The sequence below is a fragment of the Acidaminococcus sp. genome, assembly GCF_057597765.1.
Genome location: NZ_DBMBXK010000019.1, coordinates 1 through 20,476, shown reverse-complemented (window position 1 = coordinate 20,476; position 20,476 = coordinate 1). Strand labels below are relative to the sequence as shown.

General features: G+C 56.2%; 20 protein-coding genes and 1 riboswitch. Of the genes, 16 read left to right on the top strand and 4 right to left on the bottom strand.

Annotated elements, in window-relative coordinates:
- Positions 1–141: 141 nt before the first annotated feature.
- The 3 genes from ACZOF8_RS09960 to ACZOF8_RS09950 all read left to right on the top strand — a co-directional run bounded on the left by ACZOF8_RS09960 (position 142) and on the right by ACZOF8_RS09950 (position 1,289).
- Positions 142–462, top strand: coding sequence for a transposase (locus ACZOF8_RS09960; RefSeq protein WP_487426887.1), 321 nt, complete (start codon positions 142–144; stop codon positions 460–462).
- A 95-nt stretch (positions 463–557) separates the two neighbouring features.
- Complete coding sequence (locus ACZOF8_RS09955; RefSeq protein ID WP_441374143.1) at positions 558–917, top strand: hypothetical protein; 360 nt, start codon at positions 558–560, stop codon at positions 915–917.
- Positions 918–938: 21 nt separating this feature from the next.
- Positions 939–1,289 (top strand): integrase core domain-containing protein, encoded by a 351-nt coding sequence (locus ACZOF8_RS09950; RefSeq protein WP_441374142.1) that lies wholly within the window; start codon positions 939–941, stop codon positions 1,287–1,289.
- Between the two features lie 93 nt (positions 1,290–1,382).
- Here ACZOF8_RS09950 and ACZOF8_RS09945 read toward each other — a convergent pair whose 3' ends face one another.
- Positions 1,383–1,760: a hypothetical protein gene (locus tag ACZOF8_RS09945; protein WP_481143771.1), complete on the bottom strand. Its 378-nt coding sequence runs from the start codon at positions 1,758–1,760 to the stop codon at positions 1,383–1,385.
- Positions 1,761–2,225: 465 nt separating this feature from the next.
- On the opposite strand from ACZOF8_RS09945, the gene ACZOF8_RS09940 reads away from it, so the two are divergent.
- The gene (locus ACZOF8_RS09940) at positions 2,226–3,026 is read left to right on the top strand and encodes a hypothetical protein (protein WP_487426885.1); all 801 of its coding nucleotides are present in this window, start codon (positions 2,226–2,228) and stop codon (positions 3,024–3,026) included.
- A 31-nt stretch (positions 3,027–3,057) separates the two neighbouring features.
- Here the strand turns inward: ACZOF8_RS09940 and ACZOF8_RS09935 are convergent, their stop codons facing one another.
- Entirely contained in the window at positions 3,058–4,641 is a 1,584-nt protein-coding gene (locus ACZOF8_RS09935; protein ID WP_487426883.1) for an NAD(P)/FAD-dependent oxidoreductase, read from the bottom strand.
- Positions 4,642–4,896: 255 nt separating this feature from the next.
- On the opposite strand from ACZOF8_RS09935, the gene cpaB reads away from it, so the two are divergent.
- From cpaB to ACZOF8_RS09885, 10 genes are all read left to right on the top strand, one after another.
- On the top strand, positions 4,897–5,877 hold the full coding sequence (gene cpaB, locus ACZOF8_RS09930) for a Flp pilus assembly protein CpaB (RefSeq protein WP_187287511.1): 981 nt from the start codon (positions 4,897–4,899) through the stop codon (positions 5,875–5,877).
- Positions 5,878–5,879: 2 nt separating this feature from the next.
- Positions 5,880–7,652 carry a type II and III secretion system protein family protein gene (locus ACZOF8_RS09925; RefSeq protein WP_487426881.1) on the top strand — a complete coding sequence of 591 codons (1,773 nt, stop codon included), beginning with the start codon at positions 5,880–5,882 and terminating at the stop codon, positions 7,650–7,652.
- A 44-nt stretch (positions 7,653–7,696) separates the two neighbouring features.
- Complete coding sequence (locus ACZOF8_RS09920; RefSeq protein ID WP_012938536.1) at positions 7,697–8,515, top strand: CpaE/TadZ family protein; 819 nt, start codon at positions 7,697–7,699, stop codon at positions 8,513–8,515.
- A 13-nt stretch (positions 8,516–8,528) separates the two neighbouring features.
- Positions 8,529–9,632, top strand: coding sequence for a CpaE/TadZ family protein (locus tag ACZOF8_RS09915; RefSeq protein ID WP_279144978.1), 1,104 nt, complete (start codon positions 8,529–8,531; stop codon positions 9,630–9,632).
- A gap of 71 nt (positions 9,633–9,703) precedes the next feature.
- Entirely contained in the window at positions 9,704–10,669 is a 966-nt protein-coding gene (locus ACZOF8_RS09910) for a type II secretion system F family protein (RefSeq protein ID WP_472232155.1), read from the top strand.
- 84 nt (positions 10,670–10,753) lie between these two features.
- Positions 10,754–10,990 carry a Flp family type IVb pilin gene (locus ACZOF8_RS09905; RefSeq protein ID WP_487426878.1) on the top strand — a complete coding sequence of 79 codons (237 nt, stop codon included), beginning with the start codon at positions 10,754–10,756 and terminating at the stop codon, positions 10,988–10,990.
- Positions 10,991–11,123: 133 nt separating this feature from the next.
- Complete coding sequence (locus ACZOF8_RS09900) at positions 11,124–11,555, top strand: TadE/TadG family type IV pilus assembly protein (protein ID WP_487426877.1); 432 nt, start codon at positions 11,124–11,126, stop codon at positions 11,553–11,555.
- Between the two features lie 51 nt (positions 11,556–11,606).
- Positions 11,607–13,007 (top strand): TadA family conjugal transfer-associated ATPase, encoded by a 1,401-nt coding sequence (locus ACZOF8_RS09895; protein WP_487426889.1) that lies wholly within the window; start codon positions 11,607–11,609, stop codon positions 13,005–13,007.
- A 2-nt stretch (positions 13,008–13,009) separates the two neighbouring features.
- On the top strand, positions 13,010–13,939 hold the full coding sequence (locus tag ACZOF8_RS09890; RefSeq protein WP_481144146.1) for a type II secretion system F family protein: 930 nt from the start codon (positions 13,010–13,012) through the stop codon (positions 13,937–13,939).
- 128 nt (positions 13,940–14,067) lie between these two features.
- A complete protein-coding gene (locus ACZOF8_RS09885; RefSeq protein WP_303225608.1) occupies positions 14,068–14,424 on the top strand; it encodes a DUF192 domain-containing protein in 357 nt (118 codons plus the stop codon).
- Between the two features lie 43 nt (positions 14,425–14,467).
- Here ACZOF8_RS09885 and ACZOF8_RS09880 read toward each other — a convergent pair whose 3' ends face one another.
- Complete coding sequence (locus tag ACZOF8_RS09880; RefSeq protein ID WP_022487373.1) at positions 14,468–15,130, bottom strand: methionine ABC transporter permease; 663 nt, start codon at positions 15,128–15,130, stop codon at positions 14,468–14,470.
- Complete coding sequence (locus ACZOF8_RS09875) at positions 15,120–16,157, bottom strand: methionine ABC transporter ATP-binding protein (RefSeq protein WP_487426874.1); 1,038 nt, start codon at positions 16,155–16,157, stop codon at positions 15,120–15,122. Before ACZOF8_RS09875 ends, ACZOF8_RS09880 begins: the two co-directional genes overlap by 11 nt.
- 72 nt (positions 16,158–16,229) lie before the next feature.
- Positions 16,230–16,340, bottom strand: a riboswitch (SAM riboswitch).
- A gap of 796 nt (positions 16,341–17,136) precedes the next feature.
- Between ACZOF8_RS09875 and ACZOF8_RS09870 the strand changes: the two genes are divergently transcribed.
- Together ACZOF8_RS09870 and ACZOF8_RS09865 are read left to right on the top strand one after the other, a co-directional pair.
- On the top strand, positions 17,137–18,000 hold the full coding sequence (locus ACZOF8_RS09870; RefSeq protein WP_487426872.1) for a LysR family transcriptional regulator: 864 nt from the start codon (positions 17,137–17,139) through the stop codon (positions 17,998–18,000).
- Between the two features lie 115 nt (positions 18,001–18,115).
- Complete coding sequence (locus ACZOF8_RS09865; RefSeq protein WP_487426871.1) at positions 18,116–20,062, top strand: oxidoreductase; 1,947 nt, start codon at positions 18,116–18,118, stop codon at positions 20,060–20,062.
- Positions 20,063–20,476: the final 414 nt, after the last annotated feature.

Below are 20,476 nucleotides of genomic sequence, written 5' to 3'. Positions count from 1 at the left end.
ATTGTAAAGGCTAACGGAAAAATATGTAATGGCTATTTGTTTGGGCTGAAAATGGTGATTTCAGCTGGGCTCTAAATGGTCAAATCAGATGGGCTCTAATACAGTAGAAAGCGTGACTTTTCTGGAGGAAGGAGCGTCTTTATGAGAAGTCAAAAAACATACACCAAGGATTTCAAAATCCAGGTATGTAAACTTGTTTTGGATAAAAATAAGTCCGTACCGCAGTTGGCCAAAGCTGTTAACATTGCTTCACAAACTATTTACCGCTGGCTCAAGGAATACCAGGATTATGGCGAAGATGCCTTTGTAGGCTCTGGGTACCTAAGGAGTTTTGAAGCTAAGATTAAACAACTTCAGAAAGCTAATGAAAAGCTGAGAATGGAGAACGACATTCTAAAAAAAGCAGCAGCATACTTTGCTTCCGTCCCCAAGAGAGAGTCGAATTCGCCAAAAGCGATCTAAAGGAGTATCCGGTTAGTGAAGTATGCGAAATCCTAAATATCACCCGCGCTGCATATTACTACCAACGTCGCCAACCTTCCCGTGACAAAATAGCCTTGGAACAAAGGGTTATTAACTGTTTTAATGAGCACCATGAGGAATATGGGAAGAAACGTATTAAACACGCGCTGGCCCAAGATCCTCAGCCGGTCATGGTCAGTCTTTCTTTTATTGCCAGGGTGCTTCGGGAAAATGATCTTCATGCCAAAGCAGGCCGTAAGAAGACTAAAAAGGACAAACCAGAACCAACAGATCCCGAAATCAAGGCAAGGAATCTGATTCAGGATAAATATGTTGTGCAAATGCCTAATTACCTGTGGTGCTTTGACAACACGGAACTTCCATACAGAGGCGAAAAGTTCTATGTATGTGGAGGCATTGACGTGGCTACCAGACGTGTTGTGGGATGCAGCTAGGGATTAAATCAAAGGAGTCCATTGGCTATAGCAGCCTTGATGGATGCCTGTGGCAGAAATCCCTTCCGTCCCATTGGTGCTGTGTATCATTCTGACAATGGAGGCTGCTTCAAATCCAAGGCAATGAGCGAAACACTCGATAAAATGCACTTCCGTCGCAGTCTCTCCAGGCCAGGGCATCCAATGGACAATCAGCCCATAGAAAGTTTCTGGCATACACTAAAAACGGAAATGCCTGATACAAGCCAAATGAGTTATGAGAAAGCGGTAGTGACCGTTTTTGAATATATTATTGATTACAATGCTAATCGTATTCATTCGGGTATCGATTATGTAACCCCGAATGAAAAATACAAACAATTAGCAGGGTAGAAAAATGTCACGGTTCTATGTGCCTAAATACCTTGATACTTTTCAGAATCTGAACCTGGAAGCTGACAAAAATGGAGAGATTGGGGCAACGCCTCAATCTCTCCATTTATATATCCGTACTCTTTTCTTCTTCTCCACCTCCGTGGCCTTTTCCTGCACCTCCTGATCTTCTTCCGAATCCCACAGCAGTTCGAACCGGGGATCATTTTTCAGGTTCACATACAGGGGGTCCAGATCGGTGGTGAGAAAATGGGTGAAGGGATACCGGGTGACAAAATCCCGATAATCCAGTTTTCCGGAAATCAGGGAACAATATTCTTCCATCACGTCTTTCTGGTGGTTCAGTTTGGTCTTGAAGACTTCGGCCCGGGTATCCATGTAGCAGGGAATTCCCTGGAATTCTGCATAGGGACCATCGTTGTATCCTGTCCACAGGCAAATGGGACTTCCATTGGCGTCCTGTTGAATCACATCCACGCTTTTGGCAAGAACGAAATCTTCTCGGGGCAGTTGGAGTTTTGCTATGGAAAAAGGAACCAGCAGCAGTAAAGCAAGAGCTGCAAACAGTGTCCGGAGGTTTGGACGCAGTGTAAGGGGATTCAACCGCTCTTTCCAAAGTATCCGGAAATTCCATACTGCCATCAGCAACAGGATTCCAAAAGCACCCAAAAAAAGAGGGCAGCGGTCGGAGGTTACCTTTGTTTGCTGAAACAGTGCCCAAGTGCCGAACAAAGCCGCCGTTCCCAACAGAAGAACCATCCGGCGGGTTTGGGGCCAGGAAGAAACACTGACAGTGGCATGGAAATCTTTGTGATCGGCCAGAATGTCAGCCAAGGGAAAAAGTCCGGCCACTAAGAAAAGAAAGGAACTCCGGTTGGCCTGAAGTGCCATGAACCCAGTGCCCAGAGCCAGCAGCTGCTGCCGCAGAGGAAGAGAATGGCGGGCATAGATGGCGGTGCAGAAAAACAGAAGAACAAGTATTATGACCAGATAGGGGAATCCTGGATCCATACTCAGGGGATGCATCTCGGATACCAATTGGTTAATGTCCTTATATCCATAGGAATTGAAGGCATAGGTCATGGATTCTGTTCCATACGGGCTGCAGAAGCCGCCTGCCACAATGGCGGCAAACAGCAACAGGAAATCTTTGGCTTTCCAGGTCAGTTCCCATTTGCTAAAGGGAAGATGGGGACCCACCAAGGCTTCGAAGGTATAGGGCAGCAGGAAAACCGTAAACATGGGCCACATGGCTCCATGGAGGTTGACCAGGAGAACGGACAGCAAAAAGAACAAAGGAATCAGGACCCGGGGCACACGGGGCTGGTTGACAGATCTTTCCAGCAGATAAATTTCCAGAAGAAAAATCAGGCCGGACATGGTCTGGGGACGCTGGAACAGATAGCCTGCGGACAGCAGGAGAAGCCAAAGCAGCAGGAAAAAACGGACAGAGCCCGAAATTTGTCTGATTTTCAACTTTACCAGCCGGACATAGACAAAAAAGAAAAGGGCTGCCATAATCCAGTTGTAAGCAATCATGGCTTTCAGACCGCCCAGCTTGTACAGTTTCCACAACCCCAGATCAAAGAGCCATTGATGCATGACAAAATGGAAGTTCTGATGGATGGTAAAGGGCTCCACATGGGGGATGCCAAATTGTTCCACATACCGGCCGCTGTTCAGCAGAAACCAGCCATCATTGTCAAACCGGTTGGTGAAAATCACTACAACCAATAGCATCAGAAAAGCATAGACCAGAGATCCCATCTTATTTTTCATGGTTCTGTCCTCTCTGTGTTTCCGTTTCCTGGTACTCCTGTTCCGTATTCACCTGCCACAGAGCAGTTTTATTGGTTTCGCCCTGGCGAATCAGATCCACGGCAGTGAGGGCGGAGAGCATGGAATGGTCCATGTTGTTGTACCGGTGCTGGCCGTTCCGGCCCATGCAGTAGAGATTGGGGATGGTGTCCAGTTCCTGCCGGAGCCGGGGAAAATCCCGGTAGCTGCCATAATAGGCCGGGTAGGCTTTTTTCATCCGCACCACATGGCCTTCCTGTACGGCACCGGGCCGGATCACCTGGATGGTTTCCAGTTCCTTGGCGGCAAAGGAAATAAAATCACTGTCGGTCATGGACCACAGGGCGTCCCCTTCCTGACAGAAATATTCTAGGCCGATCCACAGGGTGTGGAGGGGATCCCGGACTAGGTAGGGGGACCAATTGTTGAAGATCTGGAGCCGGCCCAATTTTACGTACGGTTCCTGGACATAGATCCAGCAGTCCGGGACAATATGGTTGAGGGTGGGATGGTCCGTTTCATTTTTCAGTTCCAGCCGGTCCACCAGGAGCCCGGCCGTCATAAAGTCCCGATAGGGGAGGGTGGCAGCGGTTTCTCGGGCTTCCGGGGAGAGCCAGTCCTGGGGCAGCCCCGCAGCCAGGTCTTTTACCGGCATGGTGGAGAGGACAATATCCCCGGGCACCTGGTGCAGCTTCCCCTGCTGATCCCGATACTGGACGGCGGACAGGGTCTTTCCCGGGCCGCTGGTGAATCCGGTGACCGTGGCTCCCATGCGGATTTCTCCGCCCAGCCGGATCACTTCGTCCCGGAGGGTTTCGTAGAACTGGCCGGGGCCCAGTTTGGGATAGGCGAACCGTTCAATGAGGGAGGTCTGGACGGATTTGGGCTGGATGTGGAAAGTCCGCTGGAACAGGTCCTTCAGTACGGCACCGATGGAGATGCCTTTGATCCGCTGGCTGCCCCAGTCGGCGGAAAGGTTTTTGGGAGAGCGGCCCCAGACTTTTTCTGTATAGCCGGCAAAGAAGGTCTGGTAGAGTTTTTCTCCGAACCGGTTCACCATAAAGTCTTCCAGGGTGTGTTCCGGTCGTTTGTGGATGCAGGAAGCCAGATAGGAACAGCCGATTTCCGCCATGGTGCCCAGGCCCAGGTTCCGGATGGTGGTCCGGTTCAGGGACACCGGGTAATCAAAGAATCTGTGCCGGTAGAGGATCCGGGATACCCGCTGCCGGTCCAGAAATACCCGGTCGGCCTGTTCCGGGTCGGCCCCCTGGGGAACCAGGGTGCAGGAGCGGTGGAGCAGCCGGTCGTCCAGGGCCGGGGCGGAGGCATGGGGCATCAGCTGGTCCCAAAGGGCCTGGACCCGAGTGCTTTTGGTAAAGAACCGGTGGCCCCCGATGTCCATCCGGTTGCCGGAAAAGTCGACGGTGCGGGAAAGACCGCCTACCTGGGTATCAGCCTCCAGAAGGAGAGGATGGATGGAAGTGGTGCGCAGAAGTTCATAGGCAGCCGTAAGCCCCGCCGGCCCGGCCCCAATGATTACAGCCTGTTTTGTCATGTGCGGTCCCTCTTTTGTCAGTGATTTAAATAACAGTCAAAACTGTTTTTATTATATACGATTGTGGAAGAAGAAGGAAGAGGGCCCTTTTTCATACGATTCCTCAGCCAAACAGTGGTACAACCGGTGTAAATGTGGTAAAATAGAGAAAAATATTCACAATTCGGTCACGTGACCATTTGTGACGGATAGGAACAGGAGGAGGACGGTTTGGGGATGTTGCCGTCTTTTTCCGGGGAACGAAGGGGGAGCATTGTGAAGAAGCTGGAGAAACTCACTGAAATCATCGAGAAAATGTCGCCCAGGAAACTGATGCTGCTGTGTGGATCCGCGGCACTGGCCGTATTCCTGCTGCTGTACGTGATTTTATCTGCCCTGTTCCCGGACCAGAAGCCCGGAAATGTGGCGGCCGGGAATGTGACCGTGGTGGAAGCGGCCCGGGATATCGCACCCCAGACCGTGCTCACGGAGGAAATGCTGAAAACCGTGGAAGTGCCGGCCAATCTGGTACCGGCCGGGGCTCTGACGGACAAGAAACAGGCCCTGGGGAAGAAAACCGGCATCGACCTGTTTGCAGGGGATATCCTGACGGAACGGAAACTGACCTCCCACGGGGGCGGCTTCGTGGGGATGATCCCTGACGGGATGCGGGCGGTTTCCTTTGGGGTCAATGATGTGACCGGGGTTTCCGGTTTTGCCAAACCCGGGGACAAAGTGGATATCCTGCTGGTGACGGATAAGGAAGGGAACGGGATCGTTTCCAAGACCCTGCTGAAGGATGTGCTGATCCTGGCAGTGAACAAAAGCTCCGACCGGCCCCAGGGTACCACCCAGACCAGCGGCAGCGATAAAAAGACCCTGACAAGCGGCAGCCAGCCGGCGGGGAATTCCGGCAGCACCGGTTCCATGGGCACTCCTTCGGTGGTGACCGTGGCCCTGACACCCTATGATGCAGCCAAACTGATCGGGTCCTCCCGGATCGGCCAGCTCCAGATGATGCTCCGGCCGGCGGATGGTTCCACAGATGACAAATCCATCGGCTATTACGTGATCCCTCTGCCTGGCAATACGGCATCCTCCAGTACCCCAGCACCGGCACCGGCAGTTCAGCGTGACTATACGCCCCGGCCGGCTCCCCAGGCACCGGCGGCTCCTTCCGGAGACGGTGGAGGCGACGCCGGCGGACTGTCGGGTATCGAAGTCATTCGGGGAACCAGTGCAACCAGGGGGAAATGATCATGATCAATTACAGCAAACGGATGGGCCTCCTTGTGACGGCGGCCATTTTGGGAATGACGGGACAGGCGCTGGCCGCCACCACCCTGAGCGTGGCGGTGAACGGGTCCCGGTATATGGAAGCATCGGGAATCACCCGGCTGGCGGTGGGGAATCCGGAAATCGCCGATGTGCGGCTCCTTTCCGGCAATGATTTCCTGCTGGTGGGGAAAAAGCCCGGTTCCACCACGCTGCTGGTCTGGTCCGACAACGGCCGGGAAGAATACAATGTGTTCGTCTCCGGCAGTGATGCAGGCACGGCCCAGGCCATCCAGGAAGCCATCGGCTATCCGGAAGTCCAGGTGCAGATGATGAACGGCAAGGTGCTGCTCCGGGGCCGGGTCCAGAACCAGTATGAACACGATTCCGCCATCAAGGTGGCCCAGATGTATCTGGGCAGCGGCGGGGGCACCACCTCCACCGCCCAGGCGGGAGGCAAGGAAGGCACCGCGGCCCAGGGAGGGACCACTGATTCCAACATCATCGACATGCTGGACATGACGGAACCCACCCAGGTGCGGCTGGTGGCCCAGATCATCGAAATTAACACCTCAGCGGAAAAGGACCTGGGAATCCAGTACTGGTCTCCGACTCTGGGGGATAATACGACGGGGAACAGCAATTCCACGGACATTACCCGGGGGACCCCCGGTCTGTTCTATGCCGGGGAAAACTTCTACAAACAGCGGGGGAGTTTCGGCTGGTTCGGCAGCCATCTGTCCAACCTGAACGCCTCCCTCCAGGCCCTGGTAACCAGCGGTAAGGCCCGGATCCTGTCCCGGCCTTCCATTACCACCATGAGCGGCCAGAAGGCCAAAATCCTGATCGGGGGCCGGATCCCCATCCCCACCTCCGCCGGGGACGGGCAGATTGCCATTGACTGGCGGGATTACGGGGTGAAACTGGATATCGAGCCGGTGGTGGATGCGGACAACAAGATCACCTCCAAGGTCCATGCGGAAGTATCCACCCTGGATTACGGCCACAGCGTGAAGGAAAACGATTTTTCCATCCCGGCCATTGCTTCCCGGGAAGCGGAAGCCATGATCAATGTCCGCTCCGGTATGACCATGGCCATCGGAGGGCTGCTGAATTCCGAGGACAGCAAGTCCGTTTCCAAGATTCCGCTGCTGGGGGATATCCCCATTATCGGCCAGTTCTTCCGGCATACCTCCACCACCCGGGACAACCGGGAACTGCTGATCCTGATCACGCCGCTTCTGGTAGGGGACGATTCTCCTGTTTCCATGAGCCAGCGGATGAAGGAAAATTACGAGGCTTCGGAACGGTATGAACGGAATGCGGAAAAAGTGGATGTGAATACGCCGGTGAAACCGGGGAACGACAAGCAGGAACGGGATATCTGGGGCGGCCGTCCGGAAGAACATCCGGATACGGAGATCCTGGAAGAAAAGAAAGCACCGGAACCGCCTTCCCGGCTGCTGAAGACCACCGACGAAAAGGGCGAAACGGTGCTGGTGCCTCTTTCTGAAGATGATTACCAGCTGCGGAAAGAAAAACTGAAAGTGGTAGGGGTGGAAAAGCCCAACGGAGAGATCCAGCTGGATGAACCGGAAGCCCGGGAAGCGGAAAACAAGGGACGGAACATGGGGAAGGAACCCCTGCTGGTGGAAAAGAAAAAGCCGGAAACCCGGCGGCCCACCAGCTTCCGGGAACGGGTCCGGAAGCTCCGGCAGGCGTACCGGAACCAGTGGCAGAACCCGGCCCGCCCCTGACAATCAATGAACCATGAACCAGAAACAGCAGGAGGCATGAAGCTATGGAAGGCAGGAAAGGGACCCTATTTACCGTTTTCAGCACGGCCTATGCCGTGGGCAAGACGCTGCTGGCCATCAACATTGCAGCGGAACTGGCCCGGCAGGGGCTGAAGGTGTGCCTGGCAGACCTGGATCTCCAGTTCGGGGATGTGTGCTACTACCTGAAGCTGAATCCGGAACGGACCATTGCGGACGCCCAGAAATCCATGGAACAGCATCCCAAAGATACGGTGGCCGTGGAATACCTGACCCGGTACCAGGAAGGGAATACGGGATTCGATGTGCTGGCCAATCCCAAACTGCTGGAAGAAGCCTACAATATGGACAACAACATCATCAAATCCCTGGTGCTCCAGCTCCAGCTGGAATATGATTATGTGATCCTGGACACCACCTCCACCTTCAGCGCTTTGAACCTTCTGCTGATGGATATGTCCACCCTGATCAACTTTGTGGGAATCGTGGATTTCATCCCCACCATCAAGAACATGAAGCGGGGGTCCGACACCCTGAAGGAACTGGGCTACGACGACAGCAAGATCCGCTACGTGCTGAACCGGAGCAATGCCAAGACCCGGATCGATGTGGAGGATGTGGAATCCATTCTGGGGAAGCATTTCGATTTTGTGCTGCCCAACGATTTCCAGACGGCCCAGGATTCCATCCGCACCGGGGTGCCCTGCATCCTGAGCAGCCGGCATACGCCCCTGGCCCAGGGGATGGCTTCCATGGTGGATGGCTACGTGCATCCGGAAACCGACAGCCGGGACAGCGGAGACGGCCATTCCGGCGGCAGCTGGCTGAGCCGTATCTTTTCCTGAGGAGGCATGAACCGTGGGTTACAGAACCGTACTGATCGAAGACAACCAGGTGATGCAGGAACGGCTTTCCAGTGTCATCCGGAATACGCCCGGGTTTGAGCTCAGTGCCCGGTACCGGAATGCAGGGGATGCCCTGGGGCAGATGCAGGCCTTCAAGCCGGAACTGATTCTCCTGGACATCGACCTGGACCGGAACAGCACCCTGCTGCCGGATTTGAAAAAAGCCTATCCCCACACGGTGATCATCGGCATGAGCCGCCGGTGGGATGCGGAAGCCCAGTCCCGGCTGCTCCGGTCCGGAGCCGGGGGCTTTATGGTGAAGCCCTTTTCCGGAGAGGAACTGCTGGATACCCTGAAGAATCTCCAGAACACCTCGGCTTCCCGGCATTCCCAGGTGGTGGCCTTTTTCAGCCCCAAGGGGAAAAGCGGGAAGACCACCCTGATTGCCAATCTGGGGGCCGCCCTGGCCCGGCAGACCGGGGAACCGGTGGCCATCATCGACGGGGATCTCCAGTTCGGGGATATGGGGGTGTTCTTCAACCTGACCCCCCAGAGCACCATTGTGGAGGCAGTGCGGGATATTTCCTTCCTGTCCCCGGTGACTTTGAAATCCTATTTTGTGCCGGTGAACGAGAATCTCTCCGTGCTGTGCGGGGCCGCCAAGCCCGACCTGGCGGAAACGGTGACCATGGAAGGGATGACCAGCCTGATCGAAATGGCCCGGGGCATCTTCCGGTATGTGCTGGTGGATCTCTCCTCCGGGTTTTCCGATGTGGCCTGCACCGCCTGTGAAATGGCGGACAAGACCCTGGTGATGGCCATGGTGAACGGGGGCTACGAAGTGGAACACATGAAACGGGCCCTGGAGATCTTCCGGGCCTGGGAGGACTGTGACCGGCGGGTGAAGCCGGTGTTCACCCGGGTATCTCCCTGCACGGAGGAAGAACGGGACCGGTATTCCCAGGCCCTGGGCTTCCCGGTATTCCAGGTGCTGCCCAATGAATACCTGGCGGTATCCGCCGCGGCGGACAATGGCCGGCTGCTGCTGAACCAGGCTCCGGAGAATCCCTTCTCCCAGGCCGTGGGACAGATGGCGGACCAGGTTAAACACTGGTGAAAATTTAGCAAACTTGACCGTTGTACAGCGGTCCATCCATGGTATAATACAGATAGAAAGGAGCGAAAAGCATGATTGGTCTGGTTTCTCTGCTTTTTGCCTTTCTGTTTTTCCTGGGGCTGTATGCGGGACTTTCCGTATACCTCCAGCGGCGGCGGGAAGTATCCCAGCGGATCCAGCAGTATGCAGGATACCAGCCGGCAGCCGTCCGGAAGACCCCGTTCTGGGAAATCCTCCGGAACCGGTTCCATGAGCTGTTTGCGGAACGGAACCGGAGACCGGGGCGTCCCTGGAACCGGAAGAAGCTGGATCTGATGATGATCCAGGCCGGGCTGCCTTTGTTGGGGAAGGAATATGTGGCCATTGCCGGGGGACTGGCAGTGCTGGTGTTCCTGGTTACGGCGGTGGCCGGCCGGAGCCTGGTGACCGGGCTCCTGGGAGGGATCCTGACGGTATTTGGAGCCGTGATCTTTCTCCAGCGGCGGATCAGCCGCCGGAAGGAAGCCTTTGAACGGCAGCTGGCGGATTGTCTCACCCTGGTATCCAACTCTCTCCGGGCCGGGTTCTCCTTTTTGCAGACCATGGAGATCATCTCCCGGGAAATGCAGCCTCCCATGTCCACGGAATTCGCCAATGTGATGCGGAATACCTCTCTGGGCCGGACCATGGAGGATGCCCTCCAGGAAATGGACCAGCGGGTGGGCAACGAGGATTTTTCCCTGGTGATCACCGCGGTGCTGATCCAGCAGCAGGTGGGGGGCAATCTGGCCACCATCCTGGATACCATCCGGGAAACCATCAGTGAACGGATCCGGCTCCGCCGGGAAGTGGGAACACTGACGGCTCAGGGGAAATTTTCCGGATTGGTGCTGACCTGTATTCCTGTGGCTCTGGGACTGTTTTTTGCGGTTACTTCTCCGGAATACCTGAAACCTCTGCTGACCACCAGCATTGGCAAAATGGCCATTGGGGCAGCTGTGGTGATGGAAATCATTGGCTACCTGATTATCAGCCGGATCGTGGACATCAAGATTTGATATGTCCCCTGAATTTTGGTAAAAAGGGATTTCCCTTTTTATAAATACTGCAATTGTACAAACTTACTCAAGGAGGTGAAAACTATGATTACCATGGCAAAGATGATGTACGATATGTACATTAAACCCCGTCTGGGTGAAAAAGGTCAGGACATGGTGGAATATGCCCTGATGCTGGCCATCATCGTTGGGATTGGCTGGCTGATTTATCAGCAGACTAACCTGGCTGGTCAAATCAACAATGTATTCAACAATGCCGGCGGCCTGATGGAAAAAGCAGCGAACACGTCTACGAAGTCCGCTACTAGTCCCGGTACTTAATGGCTGATGGATGCTGACTAGTGCATTCATGCTGAAAGAACTCCTGCTCGCGCAGGAGTTCTTTCGAAAGGGCGTCAGCTCCGGCTGGTGCCTTTTCGAAAGAACAGTAGAAACAACGAAAGGGGGAATCACCATGAAACGGCAAAGGGGACAGGATATCATCGAATTTGCCATTCTGGTCCCTCTTTTTTTTCTCATCCTGCTTGCCATGTGTGCTTTCGGGATGTTCTTCAGTGATTACATCACCTTCAACAATGTGGCCCGGTCCGTGGCCCGGGAGGCGGTGGTCCGGGAGCCCGGGGACAGCTGGGACAATGTGCGGAACCGGAACTTCGACGAATACAAAACTGTGGGGAACCTGTACAATCTGACCAGTGTGGACAACATCACCATCCAGCAGACTACGGTGGATGGGTCTCCTTCGGTGACGGTGACGGTGCAGGCACCCATCAAAACCCAGGGGGCTTTCTTTTCCAACCTGGCCTGGGCAGGGCTGCTCCAGGGCAGCGACCTGAAGACCATGAAGGCTACCTACACCATGTACGACGAAAATCAGCAAAAATAAGAAATGAACCGCCGGATCCGGGGACCTGGCGGAAACAAGGGGGATACGGCGTTGAAACTGCTGGAACGGCTGGGACGGAAAACTGAACAAGGCAAGCCCGAGGTCCGGGAGAATCCCATATTTGCCGGACGGGCGGCAGATGCCCGGGAAGAAGAATACCAGAACCTGAAGGTTACCGTCCACCGGGCCATTGTGGATGAAATGAGTGCGGAACAGCAGCGGGTGCTGGATTCTGTCACCCACAGCCGCCAGGAAATCGAAAATGTGATTTCCGGCTATGTCCAGCGGGTGCTGGAGCACAATCCCTTTGTGGTGCCCCGGGGGGAACGGGCCCGGCTGGTATCGGACATCTGCGACGAAATCCTGGGGCTGGGGCCCATCGAACCCTTCCTGAAGGACGACAGCATCACCGAAGTGATGGTGAACGGGCCCAAGAAGATCTATGTGGAACGGATGGGGAAACTCCACCTTACGGGAGCCCAGTTCCACGACAACAATCATCTGATGGCCATCATCGACAAGATCGTCACCCCCATCGGCCGGCATGTGGATGAAGCCTCGCCTCTGGTGGATGCCCGTCTCCAGGACGGCAGCCGGGTGAACGTGGTGATCCCGCCTCTTTCCCTGATCGGTCCCTGTGTGACCATCCGGAAATTCTCCCGGACGCCACTTTCTGTGGAGAATCTCATATCCTTTAGCACTTTGTCGGAAGAAATGGCCATTTTCCTCCGGGCCTGTGTGAATGCCAAACTGAATGTAATGATCAGCGGCGGTACCGGTTCCGGTAAAACCACCACCCTGAACGTGCTCAGTTCCTTCATCCCTCATGATGAACGGATCGTGACCATTGAAGACGCGGCGGAACTGCGGCTGGAACAGCCCCATGTGGTGACCCTGGAAGCCCGGCCTGCCAACATTGAAGGCAAAGGGGCCGTGACCATCCGGGACCTGGTGAAGAATTCCCTGCGAATGCGCCCGGACCGGATCATCGTAGGGGAAGTCCGCGGGGGCGAAGCCCTGGACATGCTCCAGGCCATGAATACGGGCCACGAAGGGTCTTTGACCACCGCCCACGCCAACAGCCCCCGGGATGTACTGTCCCGTCTGGAAACCATGGTGCTCATGAGCGGCCTGGACCTGCCGGTACGGGCCATCCGGGACCAGATTTCTTCGGCTCTGGACCTGATCATCCATCAGGAGCGGATCCAGGACGGATCCCGGAAAATCACCTATATTACGGAAGTCCAGAAGATGGAAGGGGATGTGATCGTCCTCCAGGACCTGTTCCGGTATGTCCAGACCGGGTTCGACGAAAGCGGCAAGGCTCTGGGGGAATTCCGTCCCACCGGGCTCCAGCCCCAGTTCCTGAGCAAGTTCAAATCTCACAATGTGGAATATCCGGCCTTTATGCAGAAGGCCCGGCCGGGGATCGACTGGGAAGAAGGTGACTGACCATGCTGGCACTGTCTCTTTCCATTGCCCTGGCGCTGTTCTTCTATCTATCCCTGTCGGTGCTGGCCCTGAAGAAGATCCAGGGCGAAGAAGTGAAGCGCCGGCTGGAAACCTTCCGGGAAGAAGAGAAGCCCCAGGAAGCAGAGGACAATCCCAACGACCTGAAGAAGATCCCCCTGTACCAGCGGACCATTGGCCGGCTGCTGGCCCAGGCCATGGACTTTTTCTCCAAATTCGCTCCTTCAGCCCTGCCCCAGATGATGGAACAGCGGATCATCCTGGCCGGGAAACAGGGGATCTGGAAGTCCCGGACCCTGGTGGGCATCTGGTTCGTTTCCATGATTTTCTGGGGGTTCCAGGGGTTCCGGTACACCACCGGCCATCCCATGAGCACCTTCGGGGGACTCGTATTGATCTGGGGATGTCTGCTGTTCGGGGCCATGCTGCCTTTCGGGGTGCTGAACCATATCATCCGGAACCGGCAGACGAAGATCATCCGGCAGCTGCCGGATGTGCTGGATCTGCTGTCCATTTCCGTCCAGGCCGGTCTGTCGCTGGACGGGGCCATGCGGAAAGTGGTGGAACGGATGGAAGGCCCTTTGATCGATGAATTCCGCCGGATGCTCCGGGATGTGCGGATGGGCATGACCCGCCGCCGGTCCATGCAGCTGATGGCCAGGCGGTGTGATGTGCAGGATGTGTACCTGTTCGTCATGTCCGTGGTCCAGTCGGAACGGCTGGGAGCTTCCATGTCCGATACCCTGGTGATCCAGGCGGACAACATGCGGGACCTGCGGAGACAAAGGGCCAGGACCCAGGCCATGAAGGCACCGGTGAAGATGATCTTCCCCCTGGTGTTCTGTATTTTCCCCGCCATATTCGTAGTGGTCCTCTTGCCGTCGCTGATTTCTCTGATGCAGGGGATGAAATGAAAAACTGCCGGCCTGGTGTGGCCGGCAGTTTCTGTCACTGGTCAATTGTCACTGGTCACTGGCCGAAGGAAGAAACCCGCGGCAGGCGGGTTCCCCAATGAATTTTTGTATAACAGGGAGAATCCAAATTGTCCAACCATGAAATCTGGTCCTTTGGGGACCGTTCCCAAATACAAATTGATGTGGAAATCGCCGACACCTGGTGGGGGCGGTTCCGGGGGCTGATGCTGCGGAAGCCCCTGCCTCCGGCCGCCGGCCTGTGGCTGAACCCCACCAACAGCATCCATATGTGCTTTATGAGATTTGCCATCGATGCAGTGTATTTCAACAAAAATATGGAAATCGTGAAAATCGTCCGGAACCTTCATCCGTGGCTGGGCCTTTCCGCCTGTTTGAAAGCCAGTTCCGTACTGGAACTGAAAGCAGGAGAGGCAGAGCGGCTGGGGCTGAAAGTAGGATTGCAGGCCGCAGGCCGCGAGCCGTGAGTCCCGGGCAAAAAAAATCCCACCCTCGAGGGGTGGGATTTTTTTATTTGATCTTCGTCTTGTTCAGCTTCGCCGAAATCTTGTTCCCTATGGTCTGGACCAACTGGACCAGGGCAATCAGGACGATGACCGTGGCCACCATGGTATCCGCCTGGAACCGCTGGTACCCGTAGCGGATGGCCAGGTCACCCAGACCGCCGCCCCCCAGGGCACCGGCCATGGCGCTGGAACCGATCAGGCTGATCACCGCCAGGGTGATGCCCAGCACAATGGAATGCATGGCTTCCGGCAGCAGCACCTTCCAGATGATCTGGAGAGGGGAAGCCCCCATGCTTTGGGCCGCTTCGATGACCCCGGGATCCACTTCCAGCAGAGAGGATTCAATGATCCGGGAAATGAACGGAGTGCAGGAAATGGTCAGAGGCACAATGGCAGCAGTGGTGCCGATGGAAGACCCCACGATGATCCGGGTGAGAGGAATGATGGCCACCATCAGGATGATGAAGGGCACGGACCGGAGAGCGTTCACAATGGAGCCCAGGGTCTTGTGGAGAGCCGCATTTTCTTTGATGTGGCCTTTGCCGGTAATGGTCAGGATGACCCCCAGGGGAATCCCGAACAGAGAAGCAATGGCGGCGGACAGGGCTACCATGTAGAGGGTTTCGCCCAGGGCTTTGATCAGCAGATGGATCATATTAGGAGACATAACCGATCACCTCGTCTTTCACTTTTCTTTCGTGGAGGTAATCCAGGGCTTTTTTCAAATGGTCCTCGTCCCCTTCCACTTCAATGAGCAGGGTCCCGAAGGGGGTATCCTGCAGGGTTTCAATGTTGGCCGTCAGGATGTTCACATTGGTGTCGTATTCCTTGATCAGCACGGATACAATGGGTTCGCCGGCGCTGTCCCCGATGAAGCTCAGGCTCACCAGGGCCTTGTCCCCGGCTTTGTAGTCCTTGTGGATGTCCAGTTTCTTGACGAAATCAGGCAGGTCGTTGTGCTGGATGCTGGCCACGAATTCTTTGGTGGTGGCTTTCTGGGGATTGGTGAAAATGTCCACCATGGACCCCTGTTCGATGATTTCCCCGTTTTCGATCACGGCCACCTGGTCGCAGATTTCCTTTACCACGTTCATCTGGTGGGTGATCATGACAATGGTGATGTGGAGCCGTTTGTTGATGTCCCGAAGCAGGTTCAGGATGCTTTCGGTGGTCTGGGGATCCAGGGCGGAGGTGGCTTCATCGCAAAGGAGCACCTTGGGGTCGCTGGCCAGGGCACGGGCGATGCCCACCCGCTGTTTCTGGCCCCCGGACAGCTGGCTGGGGTAGTGGTCCGCCCGGTCCTTCAGGCCCACCAGGTCCAGCAGGGGTTCCACCTTCTTTTGGATGGCGGCTTTGTCCATGCCCTGGATTTCCAGAGGGAAGGCGATGTTGCCGAATACGGTACGGCTGGACAGCAGGTTGAAATGCTGGAAGATCATGCCGATGTTCTGCCGGGCCTTCCGCAGCTGTTCCTCGCCCAGGGCGGTCATTTCCTGGCCGTCCACCATGACTTTGCCGCTGGTGGGCTTTTCCAGCATGTTGATGCACCGGACCAGGGTGCTTTTGCCAGCCCCGGACAGGCCGATGATGCCGAAGATCTCGCCTTCGTTGATGGTCAGATTGATATCCTTCAGGGCATGCAGGTCCCCTGAAGCCGTATGATAGACTTTGTCAATGTGCTGGAGTTCTATCAAGGGGGTTCACCTCCGTAAAAAATAAAAATTCCTCTTCATCAGCAATGAAGAGGAATCAGATTGGCTCACTCATCTTCATCTTTCAGGCCACGCCTGATGGACTTAGCACCGTTCAGCCGGCCAAAGCCGCTGATGGTTGCCGTAACTTCATAGGGCCAGTCCCTCCGTTACTCTGGATGAATTCTGTGCGTATTAAATGATACCGTATAAAGTACAGTTTGTCAATGGGAATTGGGGCATAAGTGCAGAGTAAAGAGTGAAGAGTAAAGAGCAGGGGCCCGTAGAGGTCGCACAACCGGCGGCTCGCCAGATGTACGAATCTCTGACCCCAACGATGTAGGGGGTTGCCGAAGGCAAACCCGTCCCGGCTCCCGGGGTATCGACGTATACCCGCAAAGAGTACCAGCATAGCCGGAGGCCAAGTCCGCCCTGCAGGGGCGGGGGACCGGGCTTGCCCGGTGGTGGGGGCATGAGGTCCTGAAAGGACCGAATACCTTGACGGTGGTATGGAAACTATCTACCTGAGAGACAGCAATGGATACTGCGTTCATCATATTTCTACTTCTGCCAGACACTCCCTTGTTTTCGGCCGGTCCTGCAAAATATCGGCTGTCGCCGATGCCCCCACCACCGTGCTCCGCACGGTCCCCCGCCCCTCACAGGGCGGACTTTGGGACCGTCCTTATCACCAGTTCAGTGCGGTTCCCAACTGTCCCATGGGACTGCTGCCCGTTGGAACACCCCTTTATTAAGTTAATGAATTCTGATACAATGAAATTCACGGAAGACCTTCTCTCCTATCTGTAGTGGCGTGGTAACTAATACTATAAAGGATGAAGGTCTTCCTTTTTGCAAGTTTATAAGGGATTATTCATTTCACCGAGAACTATTTTACACTAAGACCTACCAACCACCTGTCCCTATTCCGTTGACACCATCTTCCTCCCGTGTTACAATCCTCCCGAAGGAGGGGATTGCCATGGATACCCGGGCTATCCGGTGTTTTCTGCAGGTTTATGAGAAAGGCAGCATCCACCAGGCGGCCAAAGTGCTGTTTTTGACGCCCCAGGGGGTGAGCCGGATCATCGGGGTGCTGGAAGGGGAGCTCCAGGCCCGGCTGTTTGTCCGTACTCCCAAAGGGGTGGTGCCTACCCGGGAGGGGGATTATTTCTATGAACACAGCCGTTCCTTCTCCGCCCAGCTGCTCCGGCTCCAGCTGGGAATCCAGGAACTGAAGCGCCAGCAGCAGGGGCTCCGGGTGGGATTTGCCTGCGGGGTGCTCCATGTGATTTCCATCGAGAAACTCCAGGGCGCAGCGGCCCGGCACCCGGAATTCCGGCTGGAATGGGCGGAGGATTTCAACGAAAACATCCTTGAGCTGCTCCAGGAAGGGACCCTGTCCTGCGGATTCTGTGTAGGGTCCCGGGCTCCGGAAGGTTTATTCCGCCGGGAACTGTTCCAGGCGCCGGTGGAAGCTGTAGTGTACCCAGGGCATCCCCTTTATGACCGGGACAGCCTGTCCCTGGAAGACCTGAAGGGGGAGCCTCTTTTGTGTCTGAACGAGCATTTTTCCATTTACCACAATGTGGTGGAACGGTGCGGGGATTTTGGCTTTACCCCACATTTTGCAGTGAAGACCATGGAAAGCAGCCTGATTTACCAGTTCTGCCAGGAAGGCCGGGGCATCGGCATCGACGCGGCCATCCATCCGGTGGAGGCTCCTCTCCGGCAGATTCCCCTCCGGGAGACCTCCCCCTGGCAGGTGTCCTTTGTGTGCCCCCAAAACCGGGCGGAAGAACCCCTGTTTCAGGAACTGCTGGCGGTGTGCCCCCAGGGGAAATAGTCCTATCAATGATTTATTTATATCTACTGCTGTTTCTTTGCTGGACGGCAGCTTCTTTTTTATGGTAGGGTGAAAGGCGGAAAAAACTGGAAAATATTTTAGGAGGCACTATACCATGCTGCGCAAATTTCCCCATCTGTCCACCCCCATCACCATCGGCCGCACCACCTTCCGGAACCGGATCTTTTCCGCTCCCATGGGCGGTACCGATATTACCAACGACGGGTGCATCGGCCCCAAATCCACGGCTTTTTACGAACTCCGGGCCAAAGGCGGGGCCGGGGCGGTGACCGTCTCGGAACTGATGGTCCATCCGGCCACCGACGGTTCCCACGCCTATCATCTGGATGAAAGCATCCTGAATTCCCTGGCCTGCGCCACCTATACCGCCGACGCCATCCGCCGGCACGGAGCCATCCCTTCCATCGAACTGTCCCATTCCGGCCAGTTTGCCGGCACCTACATGACGGACAAGACCAAACAGCACAATCTCCACCAGTGGGGCCCCAGCGACGGGGTCCGGGCCGACGGGGTGCCGGTACGGGCTCTGACCAAAGATCTGATCGACGACATTGTGGCAGCCTACGGCCATGCCGCCAGCCTGGCCAAACGGGCGGGTTTTGAAATGGTGATGATCCACGGGGGCCACGGGTGGCTGATCAACCAGTTCCTGTCCCCGCTGTTCAACCACCGGACGGACGAATACGGGGGATCCCTGGAAAACAGGACCCGGTTTGCAGTGGAAGTGCTGAAATCGGTGCGGGCTGCGGTAGGGCCCTTTTTCCCCATCGAATTCCGGATGAGCGGGGCGGAATTTGCGGAAGGAGGCTACGGACTGGACGAAGGGGTGAAGATTGCCCAGGCCATCGAACCTTATGCGGACCTGATCCATGTTTCCGCCGGCACCTACCAGAAGACCTTCGGGATCACCCATCCCTCTATGTTCGAGGACCACGGCCGGAACGTGTACCTGGCGGCGGAAATCAAAAAGCATGTGTCCAAACCGGTGGCCACCATCGGCGGCCTGACGGATCCGGCCATGATGGAGGAAATCGTCGCTTCCGGGAAGGCGGATGTGGTGTACATGGCCCGGCAGCTGCTGGCGGACCCGGAAACGCCACGGAAGATCGAGGAAGGCCGGGATGAAGAAATCGTCCACTGTCTCCGGTGCTTCACCTGTATGGCGGAACGGGCGGCCACCAGCACCCGCCGGTGCACGGTGAATCCCCTGATTGGCCGGGAGCTGGACGGGACAGAAGTCCAGCCGGCATCGGTGAAGAAGAAAGTGGTTGTGGTGGGCGGAGGCCCTGGGGGCCTGTACGCTGCCTATACTGCTGCCCGCCGGGGCCACCGGGTGATCCTGATGGAAAAAGAAGGAGAAGTGGGGGGCATCCTGAAAAGTGAGCAGGCCATTCCCTTCAAACGGGAGATGTACGAACTGGCCCATACCTACGAGCTGCTGGCCCGGAAGGCAGGGGCGGAGATCCGGCTGAACACGGAAGCCACCCCGGAAACCGTGGAGGCGGAAAAGCCCGATGCCCTGATCATCGCCGCCGGTTCCCGGCCCCTGGTGCCGCCCATCAAGGGCCTGGACGGGGACAATGTGGTGATCGTGAACAACTACTACAGGGAAAAGGACAAGGTGGGAGACCATGTGGTGGTGTTCGGCGGCGGCCTGGCCGGGTGTGAATGTGCCATCCACCTGGGACGGGAAGGGAAAAAGGTGGAAATCGTGGAAATGCGGCCCACCCTGGCTCCGGACGCCAATGTGCGCCATCGTCCCCTGCTGCTGGCGGAGATTGCCAAAACCGCCAGGGTCCATACGGGCTACAAAGGGGTAGAAGTGACCAAAGAAGGGATCCTGTGTACGGATCCCTCCGGGGCCCAGGTGCTGGTGCCCGGGGATACGGTGATCTGCGCTCTGGGCCAGCGCTCCCGGACGGATGTGGTGGATGCTTTGCGGGACTGTGCCCCCTTCGTAAGAGTCATCGGAGACGCCGCCAAAGTATCCACCATCACCAATGCAGTGTACTGGGGACACTGGGCGGGGATGGATATTTAAAGGCGGTCAGCTGTCAACGGTCAGCGGCCTATGGAAAAGACCTGGTTTTTGCCAGGTCTTTTTTTAATGGAGAAAACCGGAGGCCGGGACGGGCTGGCCTTCGGCCTGCCCCTACAGCGTCAGGGTCGGGGGTTCGGTGGGTTCCACGGGGCCGAGGTCCATCGGAGACTCGACCTGCTTCCGCAACTGAAAACCCTGAAAGAGTACCGGAATGCGGTGAAAGAAACGGTGAAAAAGCCGATATTCGTCCCTCACGTAGGTACCCATCAGTGCAGAATTGCCAATTACGGTCCCAGCAGCAGTCTCATGGGACAGTTGGCCGCAGCACTGAACTGGTAATAAGGACGGTCCCAAAGTCCGCCCTGTGAGGGGCGGGGGACCGTGCGGAGCACGGTGGTGGGGGCATCGGCGACA